The 22175-nt window shown below is 67.8% G+C and carries 20 protein-coding genes; 11 read left to right on the top strand and 9 right to left on the bottom strand.

The window, feature by feature from the left end; all coding sequences use genetic code 11:
* Positions 1-10 precede the first annotated feature (10 nt).
* Together AC1D2O_RS22790 and AC1D2O_RS22785 are read right to left on the bottom strand one after the other, a co-directional pair.
* Complete coding sequence (locus AC1D2O_RS22790) at positions 11-718, bottom strand: VOC family protein (RefSeq protein WP_477650225.1); 708 nt, start codon at positions 716-718, stop codon at positions 11-13.
* A gap of 39 nt (positions 719-757) precedes the next feature.
* The gene (locus tag AC1D2O_RS22785) at positions 758-2098 is read right to left on the bottom strand and encodes an MFS transporter (protein WP_477650224.1); all 1341 of its coding nucleotides are present in this window, start codon (positions 2096-2098) and stop codon (positions 758-760) included.
* Between the two features lie 189 nt (positions 2099-2287).
* Between AC1D2O_RS22785 and AC1D2O_RS22780 the strand changes: the two genes are divergently transcribed.
* Positions 2288-3181 (top strand): LysR family transcriptional regulator, encoded by an 894-nt coding sequence (locus tag AC1D2O_RS22780; RefSeq protein WP_477650223.1) that lies wholly within the window; start codon positions 2288-2290, stop codon positions 3179-3181.
* Between the two features lie 3 nt (positions 3182-3184).
* Here AC1D2O_RS22780 and AC1D2O_RS22775 read toward each other — a convergent pair whose 3' ends face one another.
* Positions 3185-3925 carry a TetR/AcrR family transcriptional regulator gene (locus AC1D2O_RS22775; protein ID WP_478157945.1) on the bottom strand — a complete coding sequence of 247 codons (741 nt, stop codon included), beginning with the start codon at positions 3923-3925 and terminating at the stop codon, positions 3185-3187.
* Positions 3926-4177: 252 nt separating this feature from the next.
* On the opposite strand from AC1D2O_RS22775, the gene AC1D2O_RS22770 reads away from it, so the two are divergent.
* From AC1D2O_RS22770 to AC1D2O_RS22725, 10 genes are all read left to right on the top strand, one after another.
* Complete coding sequence (locus tag AC1D2O_RS22770) at positions 4178-5428, top strand: ABC transporter substrate-binding protein (RefSeq protein ID WP_478094390.1); 1251 nt, start codon at positions 4178-4180, stop codon at positions 5426-5428.
* A 63-nt stretch (positions 5429-5491) separates the two neighbouring features.
* Complete coding sequence (locus AC1D2O_RS22765; RefSeq protein ID WP_478157944.1) at positions 5492-6352, top strand: branched-chain amino acid ABC transporter permease; 861 nt, start codon at positions 5492-5494, stop codon at positions 6350-6352.
* A complete protein-coding gene (locus AC1D2O_RS22760) occupies positions 6349-7284 on the top strand; it encodes a branched-chain amino acid ABC transporter permease (protein ID WP_478157943.1) in 936 nt (311 codons plus the stop codon). Before AC1D2O_RS22765 ends, AC1D2O_RS22760 begins: the two co-directional genes overlap by 4 nt.
* Positions 7281-8021, top strand: coding sequence for an ABC transporter ATP-binding protein (locus AC1D2O_RS22755; protein ID WP_478091610.1), 741 nt, complete (start codon positions 7281-7283; stop codon positions 8019-8021). Before AC1D2O_RS22760 ends, AC1D2O_RS22755 begins: the two co-directional genes overlap by 4 nt.
* Positions 8011-8739 carry an ABC transporter ATP-binding protein gene (locus AC1D2O_RS22750; protein ID WP_478091608.1) on the top strand — a complete coding sequence of 243 codons (729 nt, stop codon included), beginning with the start codon at positions 8011-8013 and terminating at the stop codon, positions 8737-8739. Before AC1D2O_RS22755 ends, AC1D2O_RS22750 begins: the two co-directional genes overlap by 11 nt.
* A 46-nt stretch (positions 8740-8785) precedes the next feature.
* Positions 8786-9928 (top strand): amidohydrolase family protein, encoded by a 1143-nt coding sequence (locus AC1D2O_RS22745; RefSeq protein WP_478091606.1) that lies wholly within the window; start codon positions 8786-8788, stop codon positions 9926-9928.
* A 23-nt stretch (positions 9929-9951) separates the two neighbouring features.
* The gene (locus AC1D2O_RS22740) at positions 9952-11064 is read left to right on the top strand and encodes an NADH:flavin oxidoreductase/NADH oxidase (protein ID WP_478091604.1); all 1113 of its coding nucleotides are present in this window, start codon (positions 9952-9954) and stop codon (positions 11062-11064) included.
* A 29-nt stretch (positions 11065-11093) separates the two neighbouring features.
* Positions 11094-11576, top strand: a complete 483-nt coding sequence (locus AC1D2O_RS22735; RefSeq protein WP_478091602.1) for a (2Fe-2S)-binding protein — start codon at positions 11094-11096, stop codon at positions 11574-11576.
* Complete coding sequence (locus AC1D2O_RS22730) at positions 11573-13681, top strand: molybdopterin cofactor-binding domain-containing protein (RefSeq protein WP_478157942.1); 2109 nt, start codon at positions 11573-11575, stop codon at positions 13679-13681. The genes AC1D2O_RS22735 and AC1D2O_RS22730 overlap by 4 nt, the downstream gene beginning before the upstream one ends.
* A 107-nt stretch (positions 13682-13788) precedes the next feature.
* Complete coding sequence (locus tag AC1D2O_RS22725; RefSeq protein WP_478091598.1) at positions 13789-14313, top strand: 2'-5' RNA ligase family protein; 525 nt, start codon at positions 13789-13791, stop codon at positions 14311-14313.
* A gap of 54 nt (positions 14314-14367) precedes the next feature.
* Here AC1D2O_RS22725 and AC1D2O_RS22720 read toward each other — a convergent pair whose 3' ends face one another.
* The 6 genes from AC1D2O_RS22720 to kdpF all read right to left on the bottom strand — a co-directional run bounded on the left by AC1D2O_RS22720 (position 14368) and on the right by kdpF (position 22168).
* A complete protein-coding gene (locus AC1D2O_RS22720; RefSeq protein ID WP_478157941.1) occupies positions 14368-17103 on the bottom strand; it encodes a DUF4118 domain-containing protein in 2736 nt (911 codons plus the stop codon).
* 11 nt (positions 17104-17114) lie between these two features.
* A complete protein-coding gene (locus AC1D2O_RS22715) occupies positions 17115-17261 on the bottom strand; it encodes a hypothetical protein (RefSeq protein WP_478087575.1) in 147 nt (48 codons plus the stop codon).
* A 12-nt stretch (positions 17262-17273) separates the two neighbouring features.
* Positions 17274-17846 carry a potassium-transporting ATPase subunit KdpC gene (gene kdpC, locus AC1D2O_RS22710; RefSeq protein WP_478087573.1) on the bottom strand — a complete coding sequence of 191 codons (573 nt, stop codon included), beginning with the start codon at positions 17844-17846 and terminating at the stop codon, positions 17274-17276.
* A gap of 13 nt (positions 17847-17859) precedes the next feature.
* Positions 17860-19941 carry a potassium-transporting ATPase subunit KdpB gene (kdpB, locus tag AC1D2O_RS22705; protein ID WP_478087581.1) on the bottom strand — a complete coding sequence of 694 codons (2082 nt, stop codon included), beginning with the start codon at positions 19939-19941 and terminating at the stop codon, positions 17860-17862.
* Between the two features lie 98 nt (positions 19942-20039).
* Positions 20040-21842: a potassium-transporting ATPase subunit KdpA gene (kdpA, locus tag AC1D2O_RS22700; RefSeq protein ID WP_478087572.1), complete on the bottom strand. Its 1803-nt coding sequence runs from the start codon at positions 21840-21842 to the stop codon at positions 20040-20042.
* 227 nt (positions 21843-22069) lie between these two features.
* Positions 22070-22168 (bottom strand): K(+)-transporting ATPase subunit F, encoded by a 99-nt coding sequence (kdpF, locus tag AC1D2O_RS22695; RefSeq protein ID WP_478087571.1) that lies wholly within the window; start codon positions 22166-22168, stop codon positions 22070-22072.
* Positions 22169-22175: the final 7 nt, after the last annotated feature.

The following is a 22175-nucleotide window of genomic DNA, read 5'->3' as shown; positions in this document are numbered from 1 at the left end:
AGAAGAGTTCTCACCGTGCCTCCAGTTTGACCGGGGGACGACGGATCTCCTTCAGACCTTCATTGGTGTCCACGCCAAGCGCGTAAAGGCCGGCAGCGCCGCCGTTGTAACGGATCTCGAACGGGAAGTCCGAAGGCGATGCAACGTCGCCGAGCCAGCCCTTGAAGTCGGAGTGCGTTCCGCCGATCTCGATCCACGCCAGCCCTTGTCCACGGACTTCGCCCGACCCCGGCAGTACCGGCAGGCTCGCAGCGTGGGTGCCGCCGTCAGGCTTGAAGTAGAGGTTGGGCTTGCCGATCGGCCAGGCCGCGGTCGCGCTCGGTGCCTGCAGGGCGAAGCCGCGCGAGCCGTTCATCATCTGCCGGCCGGCTTCACGCCCGGTGGTATTGGGATCGACCGTCGTGCCGTGATGGGCTGCAAAGGCCTCCAATTCCTCTAGCGTGTCCGAGCGCAGGCACCAGCCGACGAAGCGATCGCCTTCGCGCGTCTGGCGCTCCATGAAGACGGTCAATGGCTCGCCGCGCTCCAGGGGTCTGCGGTCGATCACGCTTTCGACCTCGATATAGATGTCGGGCGCGAGCGGCACCACGCGGTGACCCAGTCCGTAGAGCGGAAAGAACCCGCCGTCGTAATTGCCGAGACCGGTCTCGTTGCTGAGCCGGAAGGTGGATTCGTAGACGTTGGGCGCTGCCATGCAGACGTGGTCGAAGTGGATCATTCAAATGCCTCGGGAAGAATTGTTGAAGGGGCGCCGGAACTACCGGGTCACAGGGCCGTAGTTGTCCAGGGATGCAAGAGAGGCTCCGAGCAAGGCCTTGCGGCGCATGAACCGGCTGGCGAAATAGACGAAGCAGGCCCCCAACAGCGCCGCCGTCGCGAGGAAAGCCAAGCCTGCGTCATAAGAGCCCGTGCTGTCCTTGAGCAGGCCGATGATGTAGGGACTGAACATGGAGCCGACGATGCCGAAACTGTTGACATAGGCGAACACCACGGCAGCGGTCTTGCCCTTGACGCCGACGCCCGTCAGTTGCCAGATGCAAATCGGCCCGCTCACCAGCCCCGCCGTCAGCAGTGAAAGGCCGGCGATCGACCCATACAGATTGGGCACGCTGACCAGGATGCAGATGCCCGCTGCGGCGATCAGGAAGGCGCCGATGGCGTGCCAGACCCGCTCGCTGGTGCGGTCGGAGTGCGAGACCCAGAACCAGTACATGACCATGCCGAACACGCTCGGGATCGCCGACAGCAGGCCCACCTGAATCGTCGAGAGCGTGACGCCGAAAAGCCGGCCGAATTCCTTCATGATCTGCGGTGTGAAGATCAGGCTGGCATAGAAGCCCATCTGCGCCATTGCGTAAGCGAGCGACAGCAGGATCAAATGCGGCTGGAGCAAAGTGGTCCGCAACGGCACTTGATCGACGGATCCGGGGGTGATGCCACTGTCCCTTGCGGCGATGACCTGCCGCTTCTCATCGTCGGTCAACCAATCAGCCTCCTCGGGCTTTGAGGTCAGGAAGCGGATCGAGTAGAGGCCCAGCAGCACCGGAAGCAGTCCTTCGACGAACAGCATGATCCGCCAGCCGGCAAGACCGAAGAGGCCATCGGCGTACTGAACGATCGCGGCGGAGACCGGCGTGCCTACGATGACCGCCCACGGCAGAACGGCGATCACAAGCATGCGCCCGCGTATGCCGGGCGGGAACCACAAGGCCAGGCAGTAGATCAGTCCCGGGAACAGGCCGGCCTCCGCCACGCCGAGCAGCATTCGTATGGCGATGAGTTGCCACCCGTTCTGCACGAAGGCGGTGCAGGCGGAAATCAGCCCCCAGGTCACCATGATCCGAGTGAGCCAGATGCGCGCGCCGACCCGGTGAAGGATGATGTTGCTCGGGATCTCCATGGCCAGGTAGCCGACGAAGAACAGACCGGCCGCGAGGCCGAAGACCTGCTGGCTGATGCCAAGGTCTGCGTTCATGCGCAGCGCTGCCGTCCCTATGTTGATGCGATCGAGGTACGCCATGGTGTACATCAGCATCAGGATGGGAATGATTCGCTGGATGACTTTGCGCTGAACGGAAGCGGAAAGGGTTTGAGTCATAGGGGACGCCCTGGGCCTTCGAAGGGTGAGCGGGCGAGCCCGCGATCGGTGTCGGCTGGGTGGTGGCCACAGCGTTGATCGAATGATCGCTAACAAGAAGATGACCGAAAAGGACAATATTTCTCATGGTCACGGACATTCCCGATCCGAGCTCGGTAAACTGCCGCCGTCATACCGAGCACAGACCCCATGAACCTCATCGATCTGCGAACACTGAAGCATTTCGTCTGCGTCGCGGAAAATGAGAGCGTTTCCAAGGCCGCCCAGAAGCTGCACATCTCGGCCTCGCCTCTGAGTCGAACCATTCTGAATCTCGAGGACAAGATCGGCTTCTCGTTGTTCGACAGGGTCGGGCGAAGCTTGCGTCTCAACAATGCCGGACGCGAGCTCTTGCTCAACGCACGCAAGCTGCTGTCGAGCAACGAGCGACTCGTGCTGGACTTGCAGCGCAGGGCCGGTGGCGCTGGCGGCACGGTGGTCATCGGCCATATGCCGGGCGCGCTGTACAACGGCGTCATTCCTGACACCGCCAAGCGCGTGCAGGCAGCTTACCCCGCGATCCGGTTTCAGTTCGAGGGAGCGTTGGAGAGTGAGCAACTGGAGGAACTGCGGCGCGGACGGCTGGATTTCGCGATCCAAACACAAGATCTCACCGACCCGGGGCTCGCCTCAGCGGTGTTCAGCTCGGAACGCTACGTGATGCTGATGCCGCGCGATCACCCGCTGGTCGCGGAGCCGGAGATCTCGCCCGAACAGCTGGTGCATGCCGAATGGGTGGTGACGCCCGAGCGCAGCGGTCCCTCATTGCGCGCCAAGTTCATGTTGGCGTGCCACCGTCTGGGCTTCGAGCCGCGGGTTGCATGCGTCGCGGGCGACATCATCTCAGCGCTCGCGCTGGTTGCCAGCGGCTTCGGGTTGTGCGCCGCACAGGAGAGCCTGGTGCAGTTCTCGGGTGCGAACATCGTGGTGCGCGATCTCCCGCTGCTCGAGATGCGCACCGACTATCGCGTCGTCTGGCGCCCAGACGCGATCGGGCCGGCGGCCGTTCGCTTTCTCGATGCACTGCTGGAGCAGCCCGCCTGAACGTCAGGCGGCCTTCCCGCTGCGCTTCGGGCTGCCGCTCGCCAACGGCAAGGCGGCAGCCCGACCGGCGCGGAGCACCTGCGGTGCACCGTGCAGGAAGGACTCGACCCTCATATCAATCAATCGATCAATATTCCGCGGCGCCGGGAGGTCGTAGACCCACTTGCGCACGCCGATGTAGAAAACGCTGGAATGCATGGCCCAGATGAGTTCGACTTCTTCGTCCTCGGCCTCGTTGCTCTCGGGCTCCGGAATGTCGTAGGCAAAGCGAAGCTCACGCGCGATGAGCAGGAAGTGGCGCTCGCGCAGGCGTGCCAGGTAGCGCTGGTTCACTCCGGCGCGGCTGAGCCCCGCATACATGAAGATGCGCACCCATTCGCCACGCAGGACGAAGTGCGCATAGTCCTTCAGATACCGCTTGAGGCGGCTTTCGAGCGTATGCGAGCGGTCCGCGAGCCACTCTTCCCACTCCGGATTCCAGCGCCGCACAAACACCTCGTCATACACCCGGTCGACCAGGGCTTCCTTGGTCGGGAAGTAGCGGTAAAGCAAAGGCTGTGAGACGCCGAGGCGCTGCGCGAGGTCGCGCGTGCTGCCTTCGAAACCATGCTTGGCGAAAAAGCTGATCGCGGACTGGACGATCTCGTGCTCTCGGTCCTCGGGCGCCAGACGCCGCCGCCGTTGCATGGGGTTGATCGGGGCATCCTGCTCGGATTCGTTTGTCTTGGCGATGCGTTGCGTCATCGAGGGTCTTTGGCAATGGTCGGCTGGTCACGGGCGGCGCTTGCGCTCCCGCCGGCCCACAAGGACCGATCACTCGATTATTAGCGGACCAGGGTCGAACTGCCACCTCACGCGGGTAAACCCCGACACATCACGATCAAACGTGTCTTGATCTCCCAATTTTGGGCCATTATTATTGATCGTTCGATCAGTTAATACGATGCGATGACGGATCGCACCTCACCCAATACCCCCACCAAGACCGGAGACAAGATGACAATGGATCGCAGGAGTTTTGTTGCAGCGGCAGCAACCGCCAGCGCCGCATTGGCGGTACCATCCCTGGTGCGCAGCCAGGGTTCGCCCGAGCCTTTGCGCCTGGGCTTGCTCACCGCCAAGACCGGCCCCTTCGCTTCTGGCGGCATCGACATGGAGCGCGGGCTTCAGAGCTACCTGGCGGCCAATGACCAGCGGCTCGGTGGCCGCAAGGTCGAACTGATCGTGGCCGATACCGGCGGCGTGCCGTCCAGCGCCCGCACCAAGACCCAGGAACTGGTCGAGCGGGAAGGCGCGCAGGTGCTCATGGGTCCCCTGGCGGCCTTCGAGGCCTTGGCCACCGACGACTACATGCGCGCCCGCAAGATCCCGGTCTTCCCGGTCGCGGCGGCGGAGGACATGACCCAGCGCAAGGCCAACCCCTGGCTGTTTCGCGCCAGTTCCACGTCGGCCCAGTGCGCCCACCCGTTGGCTGACTACTGCGCGAAGAAGCTGAAGTACAAGCGCATGGTGCTGGTCGCCGATGACATCGCCTATGGCCACGAAATGACGGCGGGATTTCAGCGCGTGTTCGAGGAAGCCGGCGGCAAGGTCGTGCAGAAGCTCTTCCCGCCGCTGACGGCGCCGGATTACGGCACCTTCCTGGCCCAGCTCAGCCGAGACGCGGACGCGGTGTTCCTCGGCTTCGCGGGCTCCAACGGCTTTCGCTTCATCCGCCAGTTCAACGAATACGGCCTGCGCGGCAAGCTCGCCCTGGTCGGAGGCATGACGACCCTCGATGAAGCGGTGCTGCGCAACATGGGCGACGAGGCGCTGGGCATTGTCACGGTCAACTGGTACTCCGCAGAACTTGCGAACCCGATCAATGAGAAGTTCGCGGGCACCTTCCGCAAGGCGCACGGCTACGACCCGGGCTTCTATGCCGCGTGCACGCACGTCAGCGCCTCGGTGCTCGACGCCGCCCTGGCGCCTTTGAAGGGTCAGTCCTTCGACCGCGAGTCGCTGCGCGCGTCCCTGCAGAAAACCAACGCGATGACCGCGCGCGGGCCGGTGAAGTTCGATGCCTGGGGCAACGTGGTCGGCGACGTCTACGTGCGCACCGTCGGGCGCAAGGACGGACGCCTGGTCAACAGCATCATCGAGACCTATCCGGACGTGAGCCAGTTCTGGACCTACGACCCGAAGAAATTCCTGGCAGAACCGGTCTATTCGCGCGACTGGCCGCCCGCCAGGAATCTGGGCGCCTGACACCCACACCGGAGCGTCACGGCCCGCGCGTGCATCGGCATGGCGGGCCACGACATCAAGAACATGCAATTCTGGTTGACTCAGACACTCAACAGTCTGGCCCTCGGCAGCCTGCTGCTACTGCTCTCCTCGGGCTTCGCACTCATTTTCGGGCTGATGCGCATCGCCAACCTCACCCACGGCGCGCTCTTCATGATCGGGGCCTACGTCGCCGCGAGCGTGGCGCGCGCCGGTTGGGGCTTCGCGGCGGCAGTGGCGCTCGCTGCGCTCGCCACCGCGATCATCGGCGGGCTGTTCGAGCGCCTGGTGCTGCGCCGGCTTTCGGGCAACGCGCAGGCTCAGGTGCTGGCCACGCTCGGCCTCTCCTTCATCGCCGCGGATCTCTGTTTGGTGCTGTGGGGCGGCGATCCGATCCCAGTCTCGCCGCCGAGTTTCCTTAGCGGCCCGACATCATGGCTCGGCTTCAGTTTTCCGAGCTACCGACTGGCCGTGATCGGGGTCGCACTCGTGGCCGCCGTCATGCTCTACCTGCTGCTGGAACGCACGCGGCTTGGCGCACGCATCCGCGCGGGCGTCGACGACATGCCCATGGCGCGTGCGGTCGGAATCCGTGCCTCGGCCCTGTTCACCAGCGTGTTCTGCCTCGGCGCGATGCTCGCCGGTCTCGGCGGCGCATTCGGCGGCCCGATGCTGTCGGCCTATCCGGGGCTTGACGCCGACATGCTGCCCCTGGCGCTGATCGTGGTCATCCTCGGCGGCGTCGGCAGCCTGATGGGCACTTTCATCGCGAGCTTCATCATCGGCTTCATCTACACCTTCGGCATCGCACTGGTTCCGGATCTCGCCTACGTGATCTTGTTTCTGCCGATGATCCTCGTGCTGGCCTTCCGGCCCGCTGGCCTGCTCGGAGGTGCACGAGCATGAACACGCTGCGCTCCCTGCTGTTGCTCGCCGCGCTGGCCCTGCTGCCCGCGGTGCTCGGTGAGTACTACGTCAACCTCGGCAGCCAGATGCTGATCGCCGTGATCTTCGCCACCAGCCTGAACCTGCTCGTGGGCTACGCGGGCATGACCTCGCTGGGCCACGCAGCCTACCTCGGCCTGTCGGCCTACATCGCCGCCTGGCTCGCACTGAGACTGGGCATCGGCCACGCCATGGCTGCACCCCTCACGCTGCTCGCCACCACGGCGATCGGCGGCGTCTTTGGCTGGATCGCATTGCGCGCCTCCGGGCTCAGCTTTCTCATGCTGACCCTCGCTCTGTCGCAGGTGGTGTGGGGCCTCGCATACCGTTGGACCTCCGTCACCAACGGCGACAACGGCCTCTCGGGCCTCACGCGACCGGCCCCGTTCGGCATCGACATGGAGAACAGCAGTGCCTACTACTGGTTCGTGTTGTCGATCGCGACAGTGGTGTTGCTCGTCGTGGGGCGGCTGGTCAACTCACCCTTCGGCGCGTCACTGCGCGGCACCCGCGATCAGGCACGGCGCATGAGTTCACTCGGCTACAACGTCTGGGCAATTCGGTGGTGCACCTTCGTGGGCGCGAGTTTCGTTGGCGCTGTGGCGGGGCTTCTCTACGTGTACTTCCACAAGTACGTCCATCCGAGCGTGCTGTCGGTGACCTCTTCGGCCGAAGTGCTGCTGAGCGTGATCGCCGGCGGCGCCGGCACGCTGGCGGGGCCTGCCGTCGGCGCCGTCCTCGTGATGCTGCTGAAGAATTACGCATCGGGCTACATCGAGCGCTGGAACATGCTGCTGGGCGCAGTGTTCGTGTTCATCGTGCTGGTGATGCCGCACGGCATCGTGCCTGGCGTGCGCGCGCTGCTGGCCCGCCTGACGGAGAAACGCGCATGACGGCCGCCCTCGAAATCCGGGGACTCCGGAAATCCTTCGGCGGCATCGCCGTCACGCAGGATGTCTCGCTCACGATGCAGCCCGGCGAGCGACGCCTCATCATCGGCCCCAACGGCGCCGGCAAGACCACACTGTTCGGACTGATTGGCGGTGAAATTCGCCCGGATGGCGGTTCGATACGGGTATTCGGCAAAGACGTGACAAAGCTGGCTGTGCGCGCGCGCGCGCGCTGCGGCCTCGCCCGTACTTACCAGATCATCACGCTGTTCCCCAAGGACACGCTGGCGCACAACGTGGTGCTGGGGCTGCTGGCGCTGATGCCGCTGCGCCTCAGTGCCGGCACCGACCTTTCACGGCACGCGGCGCTACATGAACGCGCGGTGCAGCTGCTCGACGGTGTGGGGCTGGGCGCCAAGGCGTTGCACCGCGTGTGCGACGTGTCCTATGGCGAGCAGCGCCGGGTCGAGCTCGCGCTCGGGTTGGCGCAGCAGCCACGCCTGCTGCTGCTCGACGAACCGCTCGCGGGCCTGTCCCAGGACGAGCGCGTGGTCGTGCAGCGGCTGATCGCCCAGGTACCGCGCGAAACCGCGATCCTGATGATCGAACACGACATGGATGTCGCGCTTGAGTTCGCCGAGCAGATCACGGTGCTGCATTATGGGCAGGTCATCGTCGAAGGCGACCGGCGAACCGTGGTGAACCACCCCAGAACGCGGGAGATCTACCTTGGCCACTGATGCATTGAGCGTGAGCGGACTCGACGTTTTCTATGGGCAGAGTCAGGTCGTGCACCGACTCTCGATGAACCTGCATGAAGGCCGAGTGCTTGCACTGCTGGGACGCAACGGCGCCGGCAAGAGCACGTCGCTCAACACCTTCGCGGGACTGCACCAGGCGCGCCGAGGCATCATCAAGCTGGCTGGCCGCCCGATCGAGCGGATGTCGCCGGAAGGCATCGCGCGCGCCGGCATGCGGCTGATACCCCAAGGCCGGCGCATCTTCCCGAACCTCACGGTGCTGGAGAACCTGCAAGTGGCGGAGCAGGCGGCGGCAGGGAACGCAAGCGGCGGCAAGCACGCGTGGAGCCTCGACCGCGTCTACGCCACCTTCGGCCGCCTCAAGGAGCGCACTCGACAACGCGCCGGCACGCTCTCCGGCGGCGAGCAGCAGATGCTCGCCATCGGGCGTGCGTTGATGGGCAACCCGCGCGTGCTGCTGCTGGATGAGCCTTCCGAGGGACTCGCACCGCTGATCGTCGCAGAGGTCGCACAGGCCATCAAGACGCTCAAGGCCGACCGGTTATCGATCGTGCTGGTGGAGCAGAACTTCAACCTGGCGCTCGAAGTGGCGGACGATGTCGTGGTGCTCAACACCGGCCATGTCGTCCATGCCGGCCGCGCCGACTCCGTGCGCGCCGAACCCGAGCTCGCAACCCGTCACCTCGGCGTGTTCTAGGCTCGCCCTCTTTCCAAACATCCAAACACACTCGAACGGACCTCACGTGCTCTACACCTGCGCGCCCCACTGCACCGACCCGACCCACCGCCACACGACGGCGCCCGACCGCCGCGCGCGGTCCGCAGCCCTTTCGATGGCGCACGCGGCGACCGCTTCCGCACCCGTACGCGGCGACCGACCACCCGTAGTCGACGTGCACTGCCACTACCTGAATCCGGACGTCGCCAAGGCCGCGAGCGACCTCGACGTGGGCCGTCACGACCCGAGCGTGATCTATGCGAACGCGCTCACGCGTGAGACCAACGTCGTCCAGATGCGTGAGCGCGCGCCCAAGCTGACCGGCATCGACCAGCGCCTCGACGACATGGACCGCATGGGCATTGACATCCAGGCGGTCAGCCCGGCGCCGTTCCAGTACTTCTACTTCACCCCGCCCGAGCGCGGAGCCGCTCTGGCACGTCAGGTCAACGAGGGCATCGCGGCACTCGTGGCCGACACGCCGCAGCGTTTCGTTGGCTTCGGGTCGGTGCCTCTGCAGAACGTCGAGCTCGCGATCCAGGAATTGGACTACGCCCTTGGCCGGCTCGGCCTGCGCGGGGTGGAGATCAACACCAACGTGAACGGCCTCGACCTGACGGACGCGAAGCTGGGGCTCGAGCCCTTCTTCGCGCGCGCCGACGCGCTCGGCGCGGTGATCTTCCTGCATCCGGTCGGCTTCTCGGAAGGCGCCCGGCTCACTGACCATTACTTCAACAACGTGATCGGCAACCCACTCGACACGACAGTGGCCGTGAGCCACCTGATCTTCGATGGCGTGGTGGCCCGCTACCCGAATATCCGCTTCATCGCGGCGCATGGGGGAGGCTACGTGGCGCACTACTGGGCGCGCATGGACCACGCCTGGAGCGCACGCAAGGATTGCCGCACGGTGATCGATCGCGCGCCTTCGAGCTACCTCAAGACCTTCTACGTCGACACCATGGTGTTCGACCCCGAGATGCTGCGCCACCTGGTCGACCTCTTCGGTGCCGAGCGCGTGCTGCTCGGCACCGACTACCCCTACGACATGGGCGAGGACCATCCGCGGCAGCTGGTCGCCTCGGTGCACGGGCTGTCCAGCGACGAGGTGGACCAGATCGAGGGGCTCAATGCCGTGAAGCTGCTCAACATCGCGCCAATTCGCTGAACCACCGCCTGGAACCATCGCCCATGTCCCCCCTGTTCAGTGAACTCTCGATCGGCGAGATGAGCTTTCCCAATCGCATCGTCGTCTCTCCCATGTGCCAGTACTCGGCGCGCGACGGCGTCGCGAACGACTGGCACCTTCAGCACCTGATGCAGCTCGCCTTGGCGGGCGCTGGCCTGGTCATGGTCGAAGCCACCGCCGTGGAGGCCCGCGGGCGCATCACGCACGGCTGCCTGGGCCTCTACAGCGACGCCGCCGAGGCCGCCCTGTCTCGTGTGCTGCAGGCGGCGCGGGCGGTCGCCGCGCCCGGTACGCGCTTCGGCATCCAGCTCGGCCATGCGGGCCGCAAGGGCTCGGCCCATGTGCCCTGGGAAGGCGCAGGCCCGCTGACGGCGGACGGCGACGGCGGGCCGCCGTGGCGCTGCGCGGCGCCGAGCGCACTGCCCTTCGCGCCGGACTGGGACACGCCGCAAGCGCTCGACGACGCCGGCATCGAACGACTGGTCAACGCCTATGTCGACGCCGCGCAACGCGCGGTTCGCCTGGGCTTCGACGTCATCGAGCTGCACTGCGCGCATGGCTATCTGCTGCACCAGTTTCAATCGCCACTCGCGAACCTGCGAGATGACGCCTGGGGCGGAGATGCGACCGGGCGCGACCGGCTGGCGCTGCACATCGCGCAGCGCCTGCGCGAGCACGTGCCCAGCAGCCGTGTGCTCGGAGCGCGCATCACCGGCACCGACTGGGCAGAAGGCGGCCTCGGGCCCGATGACGCCGTTCGGCTGGCCCAGGGCCTCAAGGACATCGGCTTCGGCTACGTGTGCGTCAGCAGCGGCTTCGTGGTCCGCGGTGAGCGCATTCCCTTCGGCCCCGGCTTCCAGGTTGGGCTGGCCGCAGAAGTTCGGCGCCGCAGCGGAATCGCCACTCGCGCCGTCGGCGGCATCAGCGAGCCGGCGCAGGCAGCCGACATCGTGGCCTCGGGATTCGCGGATCAGGTCGCGCTGGCACGCCCGTTCCTCGCCGATCCGCGCTGGGTCTGGCGGGCGGCGGAGACGCTCGGCGTCACTCCCTACTACCCGCCGCCGTATCGGCGCGCGGCCGGTCTGCGCAAGCCGGCCAGGGCCTTGAACGCCTGAGCCCGCAGGCCCCGGTTGGCATCGACCCTATGACATCCTCCTTCGAACTCAAGGTCAACGGCACTGCGCACCACGTCCAGGCCGACGAAAACGACCTGCTGCTCTACGTGCTGCGCAACGACCTCGACTGCAAGGGTGTGCGCTTCGGCTGCGGGGCGGGCCACTGCGGCGCCTGCACCGTCTGGATGGACGGCCGTGCTGTCCAGTCCTGCGACATGCCGCTATGGGGTACCGTCGGACGCGAGCTCACCACGGTCGAGCAGTTGCGGCATGACCCGGTGGGCGCGGTCGTGCTCGACGCCTTCGTCACGCTGCAGGCGGCGCAGTGCGGTTACTGCATCAACGGCATCCTGATGTCGGTGACCGCCATGCTCCACCGTACCGCCGCGCCGACCGAGGCCGAGTTGCAAGAGACGATGCACCGGCATTTGTGCCGCTGCGGCGCCCACGCGCGCATCCTGAAGGCGATCAAGGCAGCCGCCGCACGGCTGCATACGGAAGACCAGCCATGACGAGTTCCACGCCGCCGGCCATCCTTGCGCATCCGCGCCTGCGCCAATGGCTGAGCATCGGGCCGGAACGCCAAGTCACGGTGTTCACAGGCAAGGTCGAGTTGGGTCAGGGCATCGAAACAGCCCTGGTGCAGATCGCCTGCGACGCACTCGGCTTGACGCCGAAGCAGGTTTTGCTGGTGGCCGGCCACACCGATCGCTCCCCTGACGAGGGCTACACGGCGGGCAGCCTTTCGGTCCAGTATGGCGGGGCCGCGCTGCGGTGGGCCTGCGCGCATGCCTACACGCTCTTCAACGCGCTTGCGGCGCTGCACCTGGACGTTGCGCCCGCCGACCTGCAAGTCGACGCAGGTTGCTTTCGCAATGCGGGCGGCGAGCGACAGATCGACTACTGGGCGCTTGCGCCCGCGATCGACCTCGACATCGCAATCGTCGCATCTCCCGCCAGCGCTCGAACTGCGCCCGAGCCCTATGTGGGTCGCTCGCTGCCACGCGTGGACCTCATGGCCAAGCTGACTGGCGCAGGCTATGTGCAGGACCTCGTCATTCCCGGCATGCAGCATGTGCGCATGCTGCGCGGTCGGCATCCTTCGCAGCGACTGGCTTCGGTGCCGCTGGCTGAATTGCAGGCGCTCCCGGGCGTGTCGCAGGTGGTGCACTGCGGCCGGTTCCTGGCGCTCGTGGGGCCGCATGAAGGCGCTCTGGTACGCGCACTACCGAAGGCTCGCAAGCTGCTCGACTTCGGCCCTCTGCCTGATCCGCATGCGGGCCAAGACACGGTCGCGTTGTTGCAGGGTCTTCCCGACAGCCCGAGGCGCGTGCACGAGGCGGGCGTGCCGGGCACCCGGCTCCAGACCTGCAGCGCCACCTATTCGCGGCCCTACCTTGCGCACGCGTCGATCGGGCCGGCCTGCGCGCTGGCCGACCCCCGCGGCGGACGCCTGCGCATCTGGTCTCACACGCAGGGTGTCTATCCACTGCGCGATCAGATCGCCGCGGCACTGCGCCGCGAGGCCGGCACCGTCGAGGTCATCCATGCGCCGGGCGCCGGCTGCTACGGCCACAACGGCGCCGACGATGCGGCCTTCGACGCCGCCTTCGTTGCCACTCTCATCGGCGTGCCGGTGCGGGTGCAGTGGATGCGCGAAGACGAGATGTCGATGTCGCCGTTCGGTTCGGCCAGCGTGGTGCGGCTCACGGCCGGACTCGACGATGCCGGCCGCATCGGCAGCTGGGCCCTATCCCTGTGGAGCCACACCCACATGAACCGACCTGGCTGGGGCGAAGGCGTCAACCTGCTCGGCGCCTGGGAGATCGACCCGCCGCTGCCGCAGCCGACCGCGCGCGACCTTCCGCTGCCGATGGGCGGCGGTGACCGCAATGCCATCGCGCTGTACGACATGCCCCATCAGCACGTCGACTACCACTTCATTGCCAGCTCCCCGGTGCGCGTCTCCGCGCTGCGCTCGCTCGGCTCCTATGCCAACCTGTACGCGATCGAGAGCTTCATGGACGAGCTGGCGCAATTCGCGGGCAGCGACCCGGTCGAGTTCCGCCTGCGTCATCTGAGCGATCCACGCGCCCGCGCGGTACTCGAGACCGCGGCCGACATGGCGGGCTGGAGCCAGCGCGGCGAAAAAGGCAACGGCAGCGGCCTGGGAATCGCCGTCGGCCGCTACAAGAATCAGGCCGCGTACTGCGCCATCGCCATGCAGGTCAGCGTCGAGGAGAAGATCCGGGTCGAGAAGGTCTGGGCTGCGGTCGACGCCGGTGCGGTTGTCAATCCTGATGGCCTGGTCAATCAGATCGAAGGCGGCCTGCTCCAATCGCTCAGCTGGACGCTGAAGGAAAGCGTGACCTGGGATCGAACCGGCATCACCTCATGCGACTGGGAGCACTACCCGATCCTCGGCTTCGACGAGATCCCGGCAATCGCCGTCCGGGTGATCGAGCGGCCGCAGGAACCCAGTCTCGGCGTCGGAGAAGCCGCCGCGGGTCCGGCCGCCGCGGCCGTCGCCAACGCTGTGGCCCATGCGTTGGATTTGCGCGTCAGGCAACTGCCCATGTCTGCGGACCGCCTGGCGCATCTGATCGCGGCGATCTGAGGGCCGGTCGCCCAGAACCTCGAGGCGCTCGGCAACCGCGTCATGGCTGCAACTCGGCCGCGCACTCTGTAGATCAGCGAGAGGTCCGGCGAGCTACGATCGGGCCCATGGCGATCTCCGCGTTCGCAGTCAAGGTTCCCGCAGCCGAGCCGCTCGTCGTCGATCTGCGCGCGCAGTTCGATGCCACAGCGAAGCTGGGCGTTCCGGCACACATCACGGTGCTGGTTCCGTTCATGCCGCCGCAGCGCATCACCCCGGCCGTGCTCGGCCGGGCGCAGCGGGCCCTGGACCGCGTCCCGGCCTTCTCCTTTTCGCTGGCCGCGGTCGCACGCTTCCCCGCGACTGCGTACCTGCTGCCGGAACCGGCCGGCCCCTTCGTCGCCCTGACCGAGGCGCTGGTGCACGCCTTCCCGGACTTCCTGCCCTATGGGGGCGCCCATGAGGGTGGCGTCGTTCCGCACCTGACGGTCGCCCACGGCGATGTCGCCGAGGCCGATGCGGCAACAGCCGAACTGCAGCGTCGCATGAGCGCCCTCGAGGTCCCGGTCGAAGCCGTGTGCGACGCAGTCGTGCTGCTGGAGAACTCGACCGGACGCTGGACGGAGATGCACGTCTTTCACTTGCGGCAGTAGATACCCACGCGATCGGCCATGACGGAATCCTCCTGACCAGGGCCTGGACAGGCCCTAGCTTGCGCCGTCTTCGACCGTATCGGGCGGTTCGCGTCTCGGCAGCGTGACCGTGAATTCTGCCCCGCCGTCCGAAGCGTTGGCCGCCGCGATCTCGCCGCCGTGCGCGCTCACCACCGCCTTGCAGATCGCCAGCCCGAGCCCGACGCCCGGCGTGGCGGACTCGGCCTGGCCGCGGGTGAACTTGTCGAACAGCTGCTGCTCGTGGCCCCGCATGGCGTTCGGCAGGCCGGGGCCGTGGTCGCGCACCGTGAGCACCAGGCTCCTCGGCGTGACGCTCGCGCCGACCACGATCGGCGCCGCCCCGTACTTGGCGGCGTTCTCGAGCAGGTTGACCAGCACGCGCTCGATCAGCACCGCGTCGAACTCGACCAGCGGCAGGTCGGGCGGCAGCGAMGTCCGCACCTSCAKGTCCCCGAGTGCGGGCCGCGCYGCRCGRATGGCCGAACCGACCACTTCCTCGACCGACTGCCAGTCGCGCCGCAGRTTCACGGCGCCGCCCGCGATGCCGCTCTCGAGCCGCGCCATGTCCAGCAGGTTGCTGACCAGCGCATGGAGCTGGTGMGCCTGCGCGACGATCGCGCGCGCCACCGCATGCGCCCCGGCTGCGCCYTCGGGCAGTGCGGGCAGCGATTCGGCCAGCGCGATCAACGCCGTCAGCGGCGTGCGCACGTCATGCGAGATCGCGCCCAGCAGCGCATTGCGCAGGCGCTCGGACTCCATCTCGACCACCGCCCGCTGCGCCACCTCGACGTAGTGCACCCGCTCCAGCGCGATGGCGATCTGCCGCGCCAGCGTGTCGAGCTGCTGCGCCTCTTCGGGAATCCGCAGCCAGCGCGCGTGCGCGGGCTCCAGCGCGAGCACGCCGCGCACCCGCATCGGCGCCTTCAGCGGCACGTAGTGCCAGGGCTGCGCTGCCAGCGTGGCGGTGGCGAGTCCGGCCGGCTGCCCYTGGCGGAAGCTCCAGTCGGCCACGCTGGGGTCGAAGCCCGGCGGCGCGGGCGCGGGCATGACCAGCCGGTCGTTGGCGTCCGCCGCCAGCACCACCGCCTTGCCGCCGAAATGGCCCCGCACCGCCGCCGCGCCGAGGGCGGACACCTGCGCGCTTTCGAGCGCAGCCGAGAGTTCGCGCGTGAGCTCGAACAGCGACTGCGCACGCCGCTCGCGGCGGGTCGACACGCCGGCCGCGAAGCGCAGTCCGGCCGTGAGCTGGCCCACCAGCAGGCCGACGCCGAGCATGACCGCGAAGGTCACGAGGTACTGCACGTCGCTCACCGCGAACGACAGGCGCGGCGTGACGAAGAAGAAGTCGAAGGCGGCCACGTTGAGCATCGCGGCGAAGGCCGCCGGGCCGCGGCCGAAACGCAGCGCCACGCCGACCACGCCGAGCAGGAACAGCATCACGATGTTGGTGAGTTCCAGCACGCCCGCCAACGGCGTGGCCACGAGGGTGATCGCGAAGCCGACGGCCGCCGCCCAGGCGTAGCCCGGCCAGCGCACCTGCGGCGGGTCGGACTCTTCGGGCGGCTCGCCGTCGCTCCGCGCGGTGGGACGAAGCTGCGCGAGGTTGCGCGAGCTSTCGGCGCGCGCCACCTCGACGATGTCGATGCCCGGCGCRTGGCGCGCCAGCTCGCGCGTGAGCGCGCGCCGCGGCCACCCGCGCGCGGGTTCGGCGCGGCCCACCACCAGCGTCGCGCAATTGAGCCGCTGCGCCTGCGCRGCGAGGGCCTGCGCCACCTCGACGCCGGTCAGCACCGCCGTCTCCGCGCCCAGCGCCTGCGCCAGCTGCAGCACCGCGAGGATSCGRTCGCGCCGGCTCGCACCGAGGCGCTGCAGCCGCGGCGTCTCGACGTAGGCCGCATGCCAGCGCACGTTGAGCTGGCCCGCCAGCCGGGCCGCGGTGCGCACCGTCTGGCCCGCGCCCTCGTGCGGGCCGACGCACACCAGGATCGCGCCCGAGGTGTTCCAGGCCGGCAGCCCCTCGTCGCCGCGCGGGCCGGACTGCTCCACCCGCCAGCCGCGCACGTCGTCCTCCACATGCTCGGCGGTGCGCCGCAGCGCAATCTCGCGCAACGCGATCAGGTTGCCCTTGCGGAAGAAGTGGCGCGCCGCGCGCTCGGCCTGCTGCGGCAGGTAGACCTTGCCGGCCGCCAGCCGTGCCGTCAGTTCGTCGGGCGTGACGTCGACCAGCACCACCTCGTCGGCCTCGTCGAGCACGGTGTCGGGCACGGTCTCGTGCACGCGCACGCCGGTGATCGCGCCGACCGTGCCGTTGAGGCTTTCGAGGTGCTGCACGTTGAGCGCCGACCAGACCTCGATGCCGGCGGCCAGCAGTTCCTGCACGTCCTGCCAGCGCTTGGCGTGGCGCGAGCCCGGGGCGTTGGTGTGGGCGAGCTCGTCGACCAGCAGCACGGCCGGCCGGCGCGCCAGCGCGGCGTCGAGGTCGAACTCCCGCAGCGTGCGGCCGCGGTAGGGCAGCTCGCGCAGGGGCAGCGCCTGGAGGCCGGCCAGCAGCGCCGCGGTCTCGCTGCGGCCATGCGTCTCGACCACGCCGATCACCACATCGCGGCCCGCCGTATGCTCGCGCTGCGCGGCGCTGAGCATCGCCCAGGTCTTGCCGACACCGGCATTGGCACCGAAGTAGATGCGCAGCTTGCCGCGCCGCGCGCGCTCGTCCTCCGCGCGCAGTTGCGCGAGCAGGGCATCGGGGTCGGGGCGCGCGGCGTCGTTCATGGCGGGACGGGTCAGCGCAGCGGCAGGTCCTTGCGCACCGCATGCCGATCACGGCGGGCGCGCCGCCGGGTGGTGAACGACACCATGAACCATGCAAAGCCCAGCGGAATGAAGAGGACGGCCAGCGCCAACAGCGCGTGCAGCAGATCGTCGTCCATCGCGAGCGCTCCTCAGCGCACCTGATCGAGCGCCAGGTTCAGCGCCAGCACGTTCACGCGCGGTTCGCCGAGCACGCCCCACAGCGGCGCCGCGGTGTGATCCGCGATCAGCTGCTCGACATGGTCGGCCGGCAGCCCGCGCACACGCGCCACCCGCGCCGCCTGGTAGCGCGCGGCGGCCGGGCTGATGTGCGGATCGAGCCCGCTGGCCGAGGCCGTGACCAGGTCGACCGGCACTGGCGCTGTGTTGCCCGGGTCCGCCGTGCGCAGCGCCTCGATGCGGCCCTTGACCGCCTCGGCCAGCGCCGGATTCAGCGGCCCCTGGTTGGAACCGCCCGACGCGGCCGCGTTGTAGGGCATCGGCGCGGTGGCCGACGGACGGCCCCAGAAGTGCTTCGGATCGCTGAAGTTCTGGCCGATCAGCGAAGAGCCGACCGCCTTGCCGTCGCGCAGAACCAGGCTGCCTTCGGCCTGGGCCGGAAACAGCGCCTGCGCGGCGCCGGTCACGGCCAGCGGATACAGGAGCCCGGTCAACGCGCTGAGCAGCACGAAGAGCACCAGGGCGGGACGAAGAATGCTTGTCATGGTGATGAGATCCTCAGACGAGATGCACGGCGACCAGCAGCCAGTCGATGAGCTTGATGCCGATGAAGGGGACGACCAGGCCGCCGAGGCCGTAGATCGCGAGGTTGCGGCGCAGCAGCGCCGCGGCACCCACCGGGCGGTAGCGCACGCCCTTGAGCGCCAGCGGGATCAGGAACACGATGACCAGCGCATTGAAGATCACCGCCGACAGGATCGCCGACGACGGGCTCGCGAGCTGCATCACGTTGAGTGCGCCCAGTTGCGGGTAGGTCGAGACGAAGATCGCCGGAATGATGGCGAAGTACTTGGCGACGTCGTTGGCGATCGAGAAGGTGGTGAGCGAGCCGCGCGTCATCAGCAGCGCCTTGCCGGTCTCCACCACTTCCAGCAGCTTGGTCGGGTTCGAGTCGAGGTCGACCATATTGCCGGCCTCCTTGGCGGCCTGCGTGCCGCTGCCCATGGCGACCGCCACGTCGGCCTGGGCGAGCGCCGGCGCGTCGTTGGTGCCGTCGCCGGTCATCGCGACCAGGCGGCCCTCGGACTGGTACTTGCGGATCAGCGCCAGCTTGTCTTCGGGCGTGGCCTCGGCCAGGAAATCGTCGACGCCGGCCTCGGCCGCGATCGCGGCGGCCGTGAGCTTGTTGTCGCCGGTGATCATCACGGTCTTGATGCCCATGCGGCGCAGCTCGGCGAAGCGCTCCTTGATGTCGGTCTTGACGATGTCCTTGAGCTCGACGATGCCGAGCACCCGGCTGCCCTCGGCCACCGCCAGCGGCGTGCTGCCGCGGCGCGCCACCGTGTCGGCGGCATGCAGCACCTCGGGCGCCATCGAGCCGCCCAGCGCCTCCACGTGCCGGCGCACCGCGTCGACCGCGCCCTTGCGCAGCGCGACCGGATCGGCGTCCAGGCTCGTCGGCGCCGCCGGCAGGTTGACGCCGCTCATGCGGGTCTGGGCGGTGAAGGGCACGAAGTGCGCACCGTCGACGCCCTGGCCGTCGATGCCGCCGCGGCGGGCCAATTCGACGATGCTGCGACCCTCCGGCGTCTCGTCGGGCAGCGAGGCCAGCAGCGCGGCGCGCGCCAGTTTGGCCTGTGACACGCCCGGCGCCGTGAGAAAGGCGCTGGCCTGGCGATTGCCGTGCGTGATGGTGCCGGTCTTGTCGAGCAGCAGCACATCGACGTCGCCCGCGGCCTCGACGGCGCGGCCCGAGGTGGCGATCACGTTGGCCTGCATCATGCGGCTCATCCCGGCCACGCCGACCGCCGACAGCAGGCCGCCGATGGTGGTCGGGATCAGGCACACCAGCAGCGCCACCAGTGCGGTCAGCGACACCACCGTGCCGGTGCCGATCGCGTTGACGCTGAACACCGAATACGGCAGCAGCGTGACGGTGACCATCAGGAACACGAGGGTCAGCGCCACCAGCAGGATGGTCAGCGCGATCTCGTTCGGCGTCTTCTGCCGCTTGGCGGCCTCGACCATGCCGATCATGCGGTCGAGAAAGGACTCTCCGGGATTGACCGTGATGCGCACGACCAGCCAGTCCGACAGCACGCGGGTGCCGCCGGTGACGGCCGAGAAGTCGCCGCCCGATTCGCGCACCACGGGGGCCGATTCGCCGGTGATGGCGCTTTCGTCGACCGAGGCGACGCCTTCGATCACCTCGCCGTCGAGCGGGATCACGTCGTGGGCCTCGACCAGCACGACGTCGCCGCGGCGCAGATCGGGCGCCTGCTGCGGCAGCCACTTGCCGCCATGGAAGGGCTCGGCCAACTTCTTGGCCCAGGTGTCCTTGCGCAGCCCCCGCAGCGAAGCGGCCTGCGCCTTGCTACGGCCCTCGGCCAGCGCTTCGGCGAAGTTGGCGAACAGCACGGTGAACCACAGCCAGACCGACACCGCGAACACGAAGGCCGACGACATGCCGGTGTCGCCCGGAAAGCTCAGCGCGTGCACCCACAGCAAGGTCGTGAGGATGCTGCCGATGTAGACGATGAACATCACCGGATTGCGCCACTGCACCCGCGGGCTCAGCTTGGCGAAGGCGCTCCACAGGGCCGGCTTGACCAGCGCGGCATCGAACAGCGAGAGGTGCATTTTCTTCCTGGCGAGGGCCTTGGCTTCAACCACGGCCGCCAGTTCGGCGGGCTCGCCGAGGGAGATAGGAGAAGGATTCTGTTTCATGGTCGGCGGTCTCATTTCCACAACATCAGGTGCTCGACGACCGGGCCGAGAGCCAGCGCGGGCACATAGTTGAGCAGGCCGACCAGCAGCACCGTGCCGATCAGCAGCGTGACGAACAGCGGGCCGTGCGTGGGCATGGTCCCGGCCGTCACCGGCAGGCGTTTCTTGGCCGCCAGCGAACCCGCGATGGCGAGCACCGGCACGATCACACCGAAGCGGCCGAACCACATCGCGATGGCGAGCCACGCGTTGTAGAACGGTGTGTTGGCGGACAGGCCGGCAAAGGCGCTGCCGTTGTTGTTGCCGGCCGAGGTGAACGCGTAGAGGATTTCCGAGAATCCGTGCGCGCCCGGATTGGCGATGCCAGCTTGGCCCGCGTCTGCAATCACGGCGACGGCGGTGCCGGCCAGCACCAGGATCGGCGTGACCAGGATCGCGATCGAGGTCAGCTTCATCTCGTGCGTCTCGATCTTCTTGCCCAGGTACTCGGGCGTGCGGCCGATCATCAGCCCGGCGATGAACACCGCCAGGATCGCGAAGACCAGCATGCCGTAGAGGCCTGTGCCGACCCCGCCGAACACCACCTCGCCGAGCTGCATCAGCACCAGCGGCACCATGCCGCCCAGCGGCGTGAAGGAATCGTGCATGGCGATCACCGCGCCGCACGAGGCCGCGGTGGTGACGGCCGCGAACAGGGCCGAGGCGCTGATGCCGAAGCGCACTTCCTTGCCTTCCATGTTGCCGCCGGCCTGCAGCGCGCTCTGCGCCTGGTCGACGCCGAGGGGCGGCAGCAGCGGGTTGCCGGCCTGCTCGGCCGGAATGACCGCGATCACCGCCAGCACGAACATCACCGTCATCGCCGCGAGGATGGCCCAGCCCTGCCGCCGGTCGCCGACCACGCGGCCGAAGGCGAAGCACAGCGCCGCCGGAATCAGGAAGATCGCCAGCATCTCGACGAAGTTGGAGAGCGCCGTCGGGTTCTCGTACGGATGGGCCGAGTTGGCGTTGAAGAAGCCGCCACCGTTGGTGCCGAGCATCTTGATCGCTTCCTGCGACGCGACCGGCCCCATGGCGAGCGTCTGCGTGGTGGTGCTCGCGTCTTCCGTCACCGGATTGCCTTGCGCGTCCTTGATCGGCTGGCCCGCCGCATCCAGCTTTGGATTCTGGTAGGCCGTGGCCTCCACCGTGGTCACGCTCTTGTAGGCGTCGAAGTTCTGGATCACGCCCTGGCCCGCCAGCACCATCGCGATCGCGAACGCGATCGGCAGCAGCACCCAGGCGGTGATGCGCGTGACGTCGACCCAGAAGTTGCCGACGAAGCCCTTGCCGTCGGTGCGCCGCGCCGCGAAGCCGCGCGCCAGCGCGAACGCCACCGCAATGCCGGTGGCGGCCGAAAGAAAGTTCTGCACCGAGAGCCCCAGCATCTGCGTGAGGTAGCTCATGGTCGATTCACCGGCATAGCCCTGCCAGTTGGTATTGGCGACGAAGCTCACGGCGGTGTTGAAGGACGAATCGGGCGACACCGCTGCCATGCCCGCCGGGTTGAGCGGCAGCATGCCCTGCAGCCGCTGAAGGCCATAGACGGCCAGGGCGCCGATCGCATTGAAGGCGAGCAGCGCCAATGCGTAGCTGCGCCAGTGCATCGACTGTTCGGGCGACGTTCCCACCAGCTGGTAGAGCGGTGCTTCGGCGCGCTGCATCCAGCGCGGCAGGCGGCCGTCGCACAGGGCCGCGAGGAAGCGGCCGAGCGGCCAGGCGAGCACGCCGAGCACGACCAGGAAGAGGACCAGCAGGCCCCAAGCGGATGAGTTCATATCAGTCTTCCACCACGCTATTGCGTGACCCGCGCTCCATGAAGCCGGCGCATTCAAAGGCCAGGAACACCGCGGAACCGGCTTTGCCGGGCCGCTGGTGTTGCCCCCTTGAGGGGCTGAGGTCCGCGGCTCCAAGCCTGCCTGCGCAGGCTCGGACGGACCCGAAGAGCCGCTGCCTCTGGCAGCGACTCGGGGCGCCGCAAGGCGCTTCGGGGGTGAGTTTCATCTCAGAACTCCTCGGCGCAGATCAGCGCGAACACCAGATAGGCGAAGAGGAGCACGGCGACCAGGCCGCCGAACCCGTAGAGAACATCGAGGCCGATCACGGGCGCT

The organism is Variovorax sp. P1_G12, assembly GCF_056405555.1.
This window is presented reverse-complemented; position numbering and strand designations above follow the sequence as displayed.

Bases quoted from the DNA above. Each gene is read 5' to 3' on its own strand.
- AC1D2O_RS22735 (WP_478091602.1), top strand. From the start codon at position 11,094: ATGACATCCTCCTTCGAACTCAAGGTCAACGGCACTGCGCACCACGTC.
- AC1D2O_RS22765 (WP_478157944.1), top strand. From the start codon at position 5,492: ATGCAATTCTGGTTGACTCAGACACTCAACAGTCTGGCCCTCGGCAGC.
- kdpC (WP_478087573.1), bottom strand. From the start codon at position 17,846: ATGACAAGCATTCTTCGTCCCGCCCTGGTGCTCTTCGTGCTGCTCAGC.
- AC1D2O_RS22715 (WP_478087575.1), bottom strand. From the start codon at position 17,261: ATGGACGACGATCTGCTGCACGCGCTGTTGGCGCTGGCCGTCCTCTTC.
- AC1D2O_RS22780 (WP_477650223.1), top strand. From the start codon at position 2,288: ATGAACCTCATCGATCTGCGAACACTGAAGCATTTCGTCTGCGTCGCG.
- kdpB (WP_478087581.1), bottom strand. From the start codon at position 19,941: ATGCACCTCTCGCTGTTCGATGCCGCGCTGGTCAAGCCGGCCCTGTGG.
- AC1D2O_RS22790 (WP_477650225.1), bottom strand. From the start codon at position 718: ATGATCCACTTCGACCACGTCTGCATGGCAGCGCCCAACGTCTACGAA.
- AC1D2O_RS22760 (WP_478157943.1), top strand. From the start codon at position 6,349: ATGAACACGCTGCGCTCCCTGCTGTTGCTCGCCGCGCTGGCCCTGCTG.
- kdpA (WP_478087572.1), bottom strand. From the start codon at position 21,842: ATGAACTCATCCGCTTGGGGCCTGCTGGTCCTCTTCCTGGTCGTGCTC.
- AC1D2O_RS22740 (WP_478091604.1), top strand. From the start codon at position 9,952: ATGTCCCCCCTGTTCAGTGAACTCTCGATCGGCGAGATGAGCTTTCCC.
- AC1D2O_RS22755 (WP_478091610.1), top strand. From the start codon at position 7,281: ATGACGGCCGCCCTCGAAATCCGGGGACTCCGGAAATCCTTCGGCGGC.
- AC1D2O_RS22725 (WP_478091598.1), top strand. From the start codon at position 13,789: ATGGCGATCTCCGCGTTCGCAGTCAAGGTTCCCGCAGCCGAGCCGCTC.
- AC1D2O_RS22775 (WP_478157945.1), bottom strand. From the start codon at position 3,925: ATGACGCAACGCATCGCCAAGACAAACGAATCCGAGCAGGATGCCCCG.
- AC1D2O_RS22785 (WP_477650224.1), bottom strand. From the start codon at position 2,098: ATGACTCAAACCCTTTCCGCTTCCGTTCAGCGCAAAGTCATCCAGCGA.
- AC1D2O_RS22770 (WP_478094390.1), top strand. From the start codon at position 4,178: ATGACAATGGATCGCAGGAGTTTTGTTGCAGCGGCAGCAACCGCCAGC.
- AC1D2O_RS22730 (WP_478157942.1), top strand. From the start codon at position 11,573: ATGACGAGTTCCACGCCGCCGGCCATCCTTGCGCATCCGCGCCTGCGC.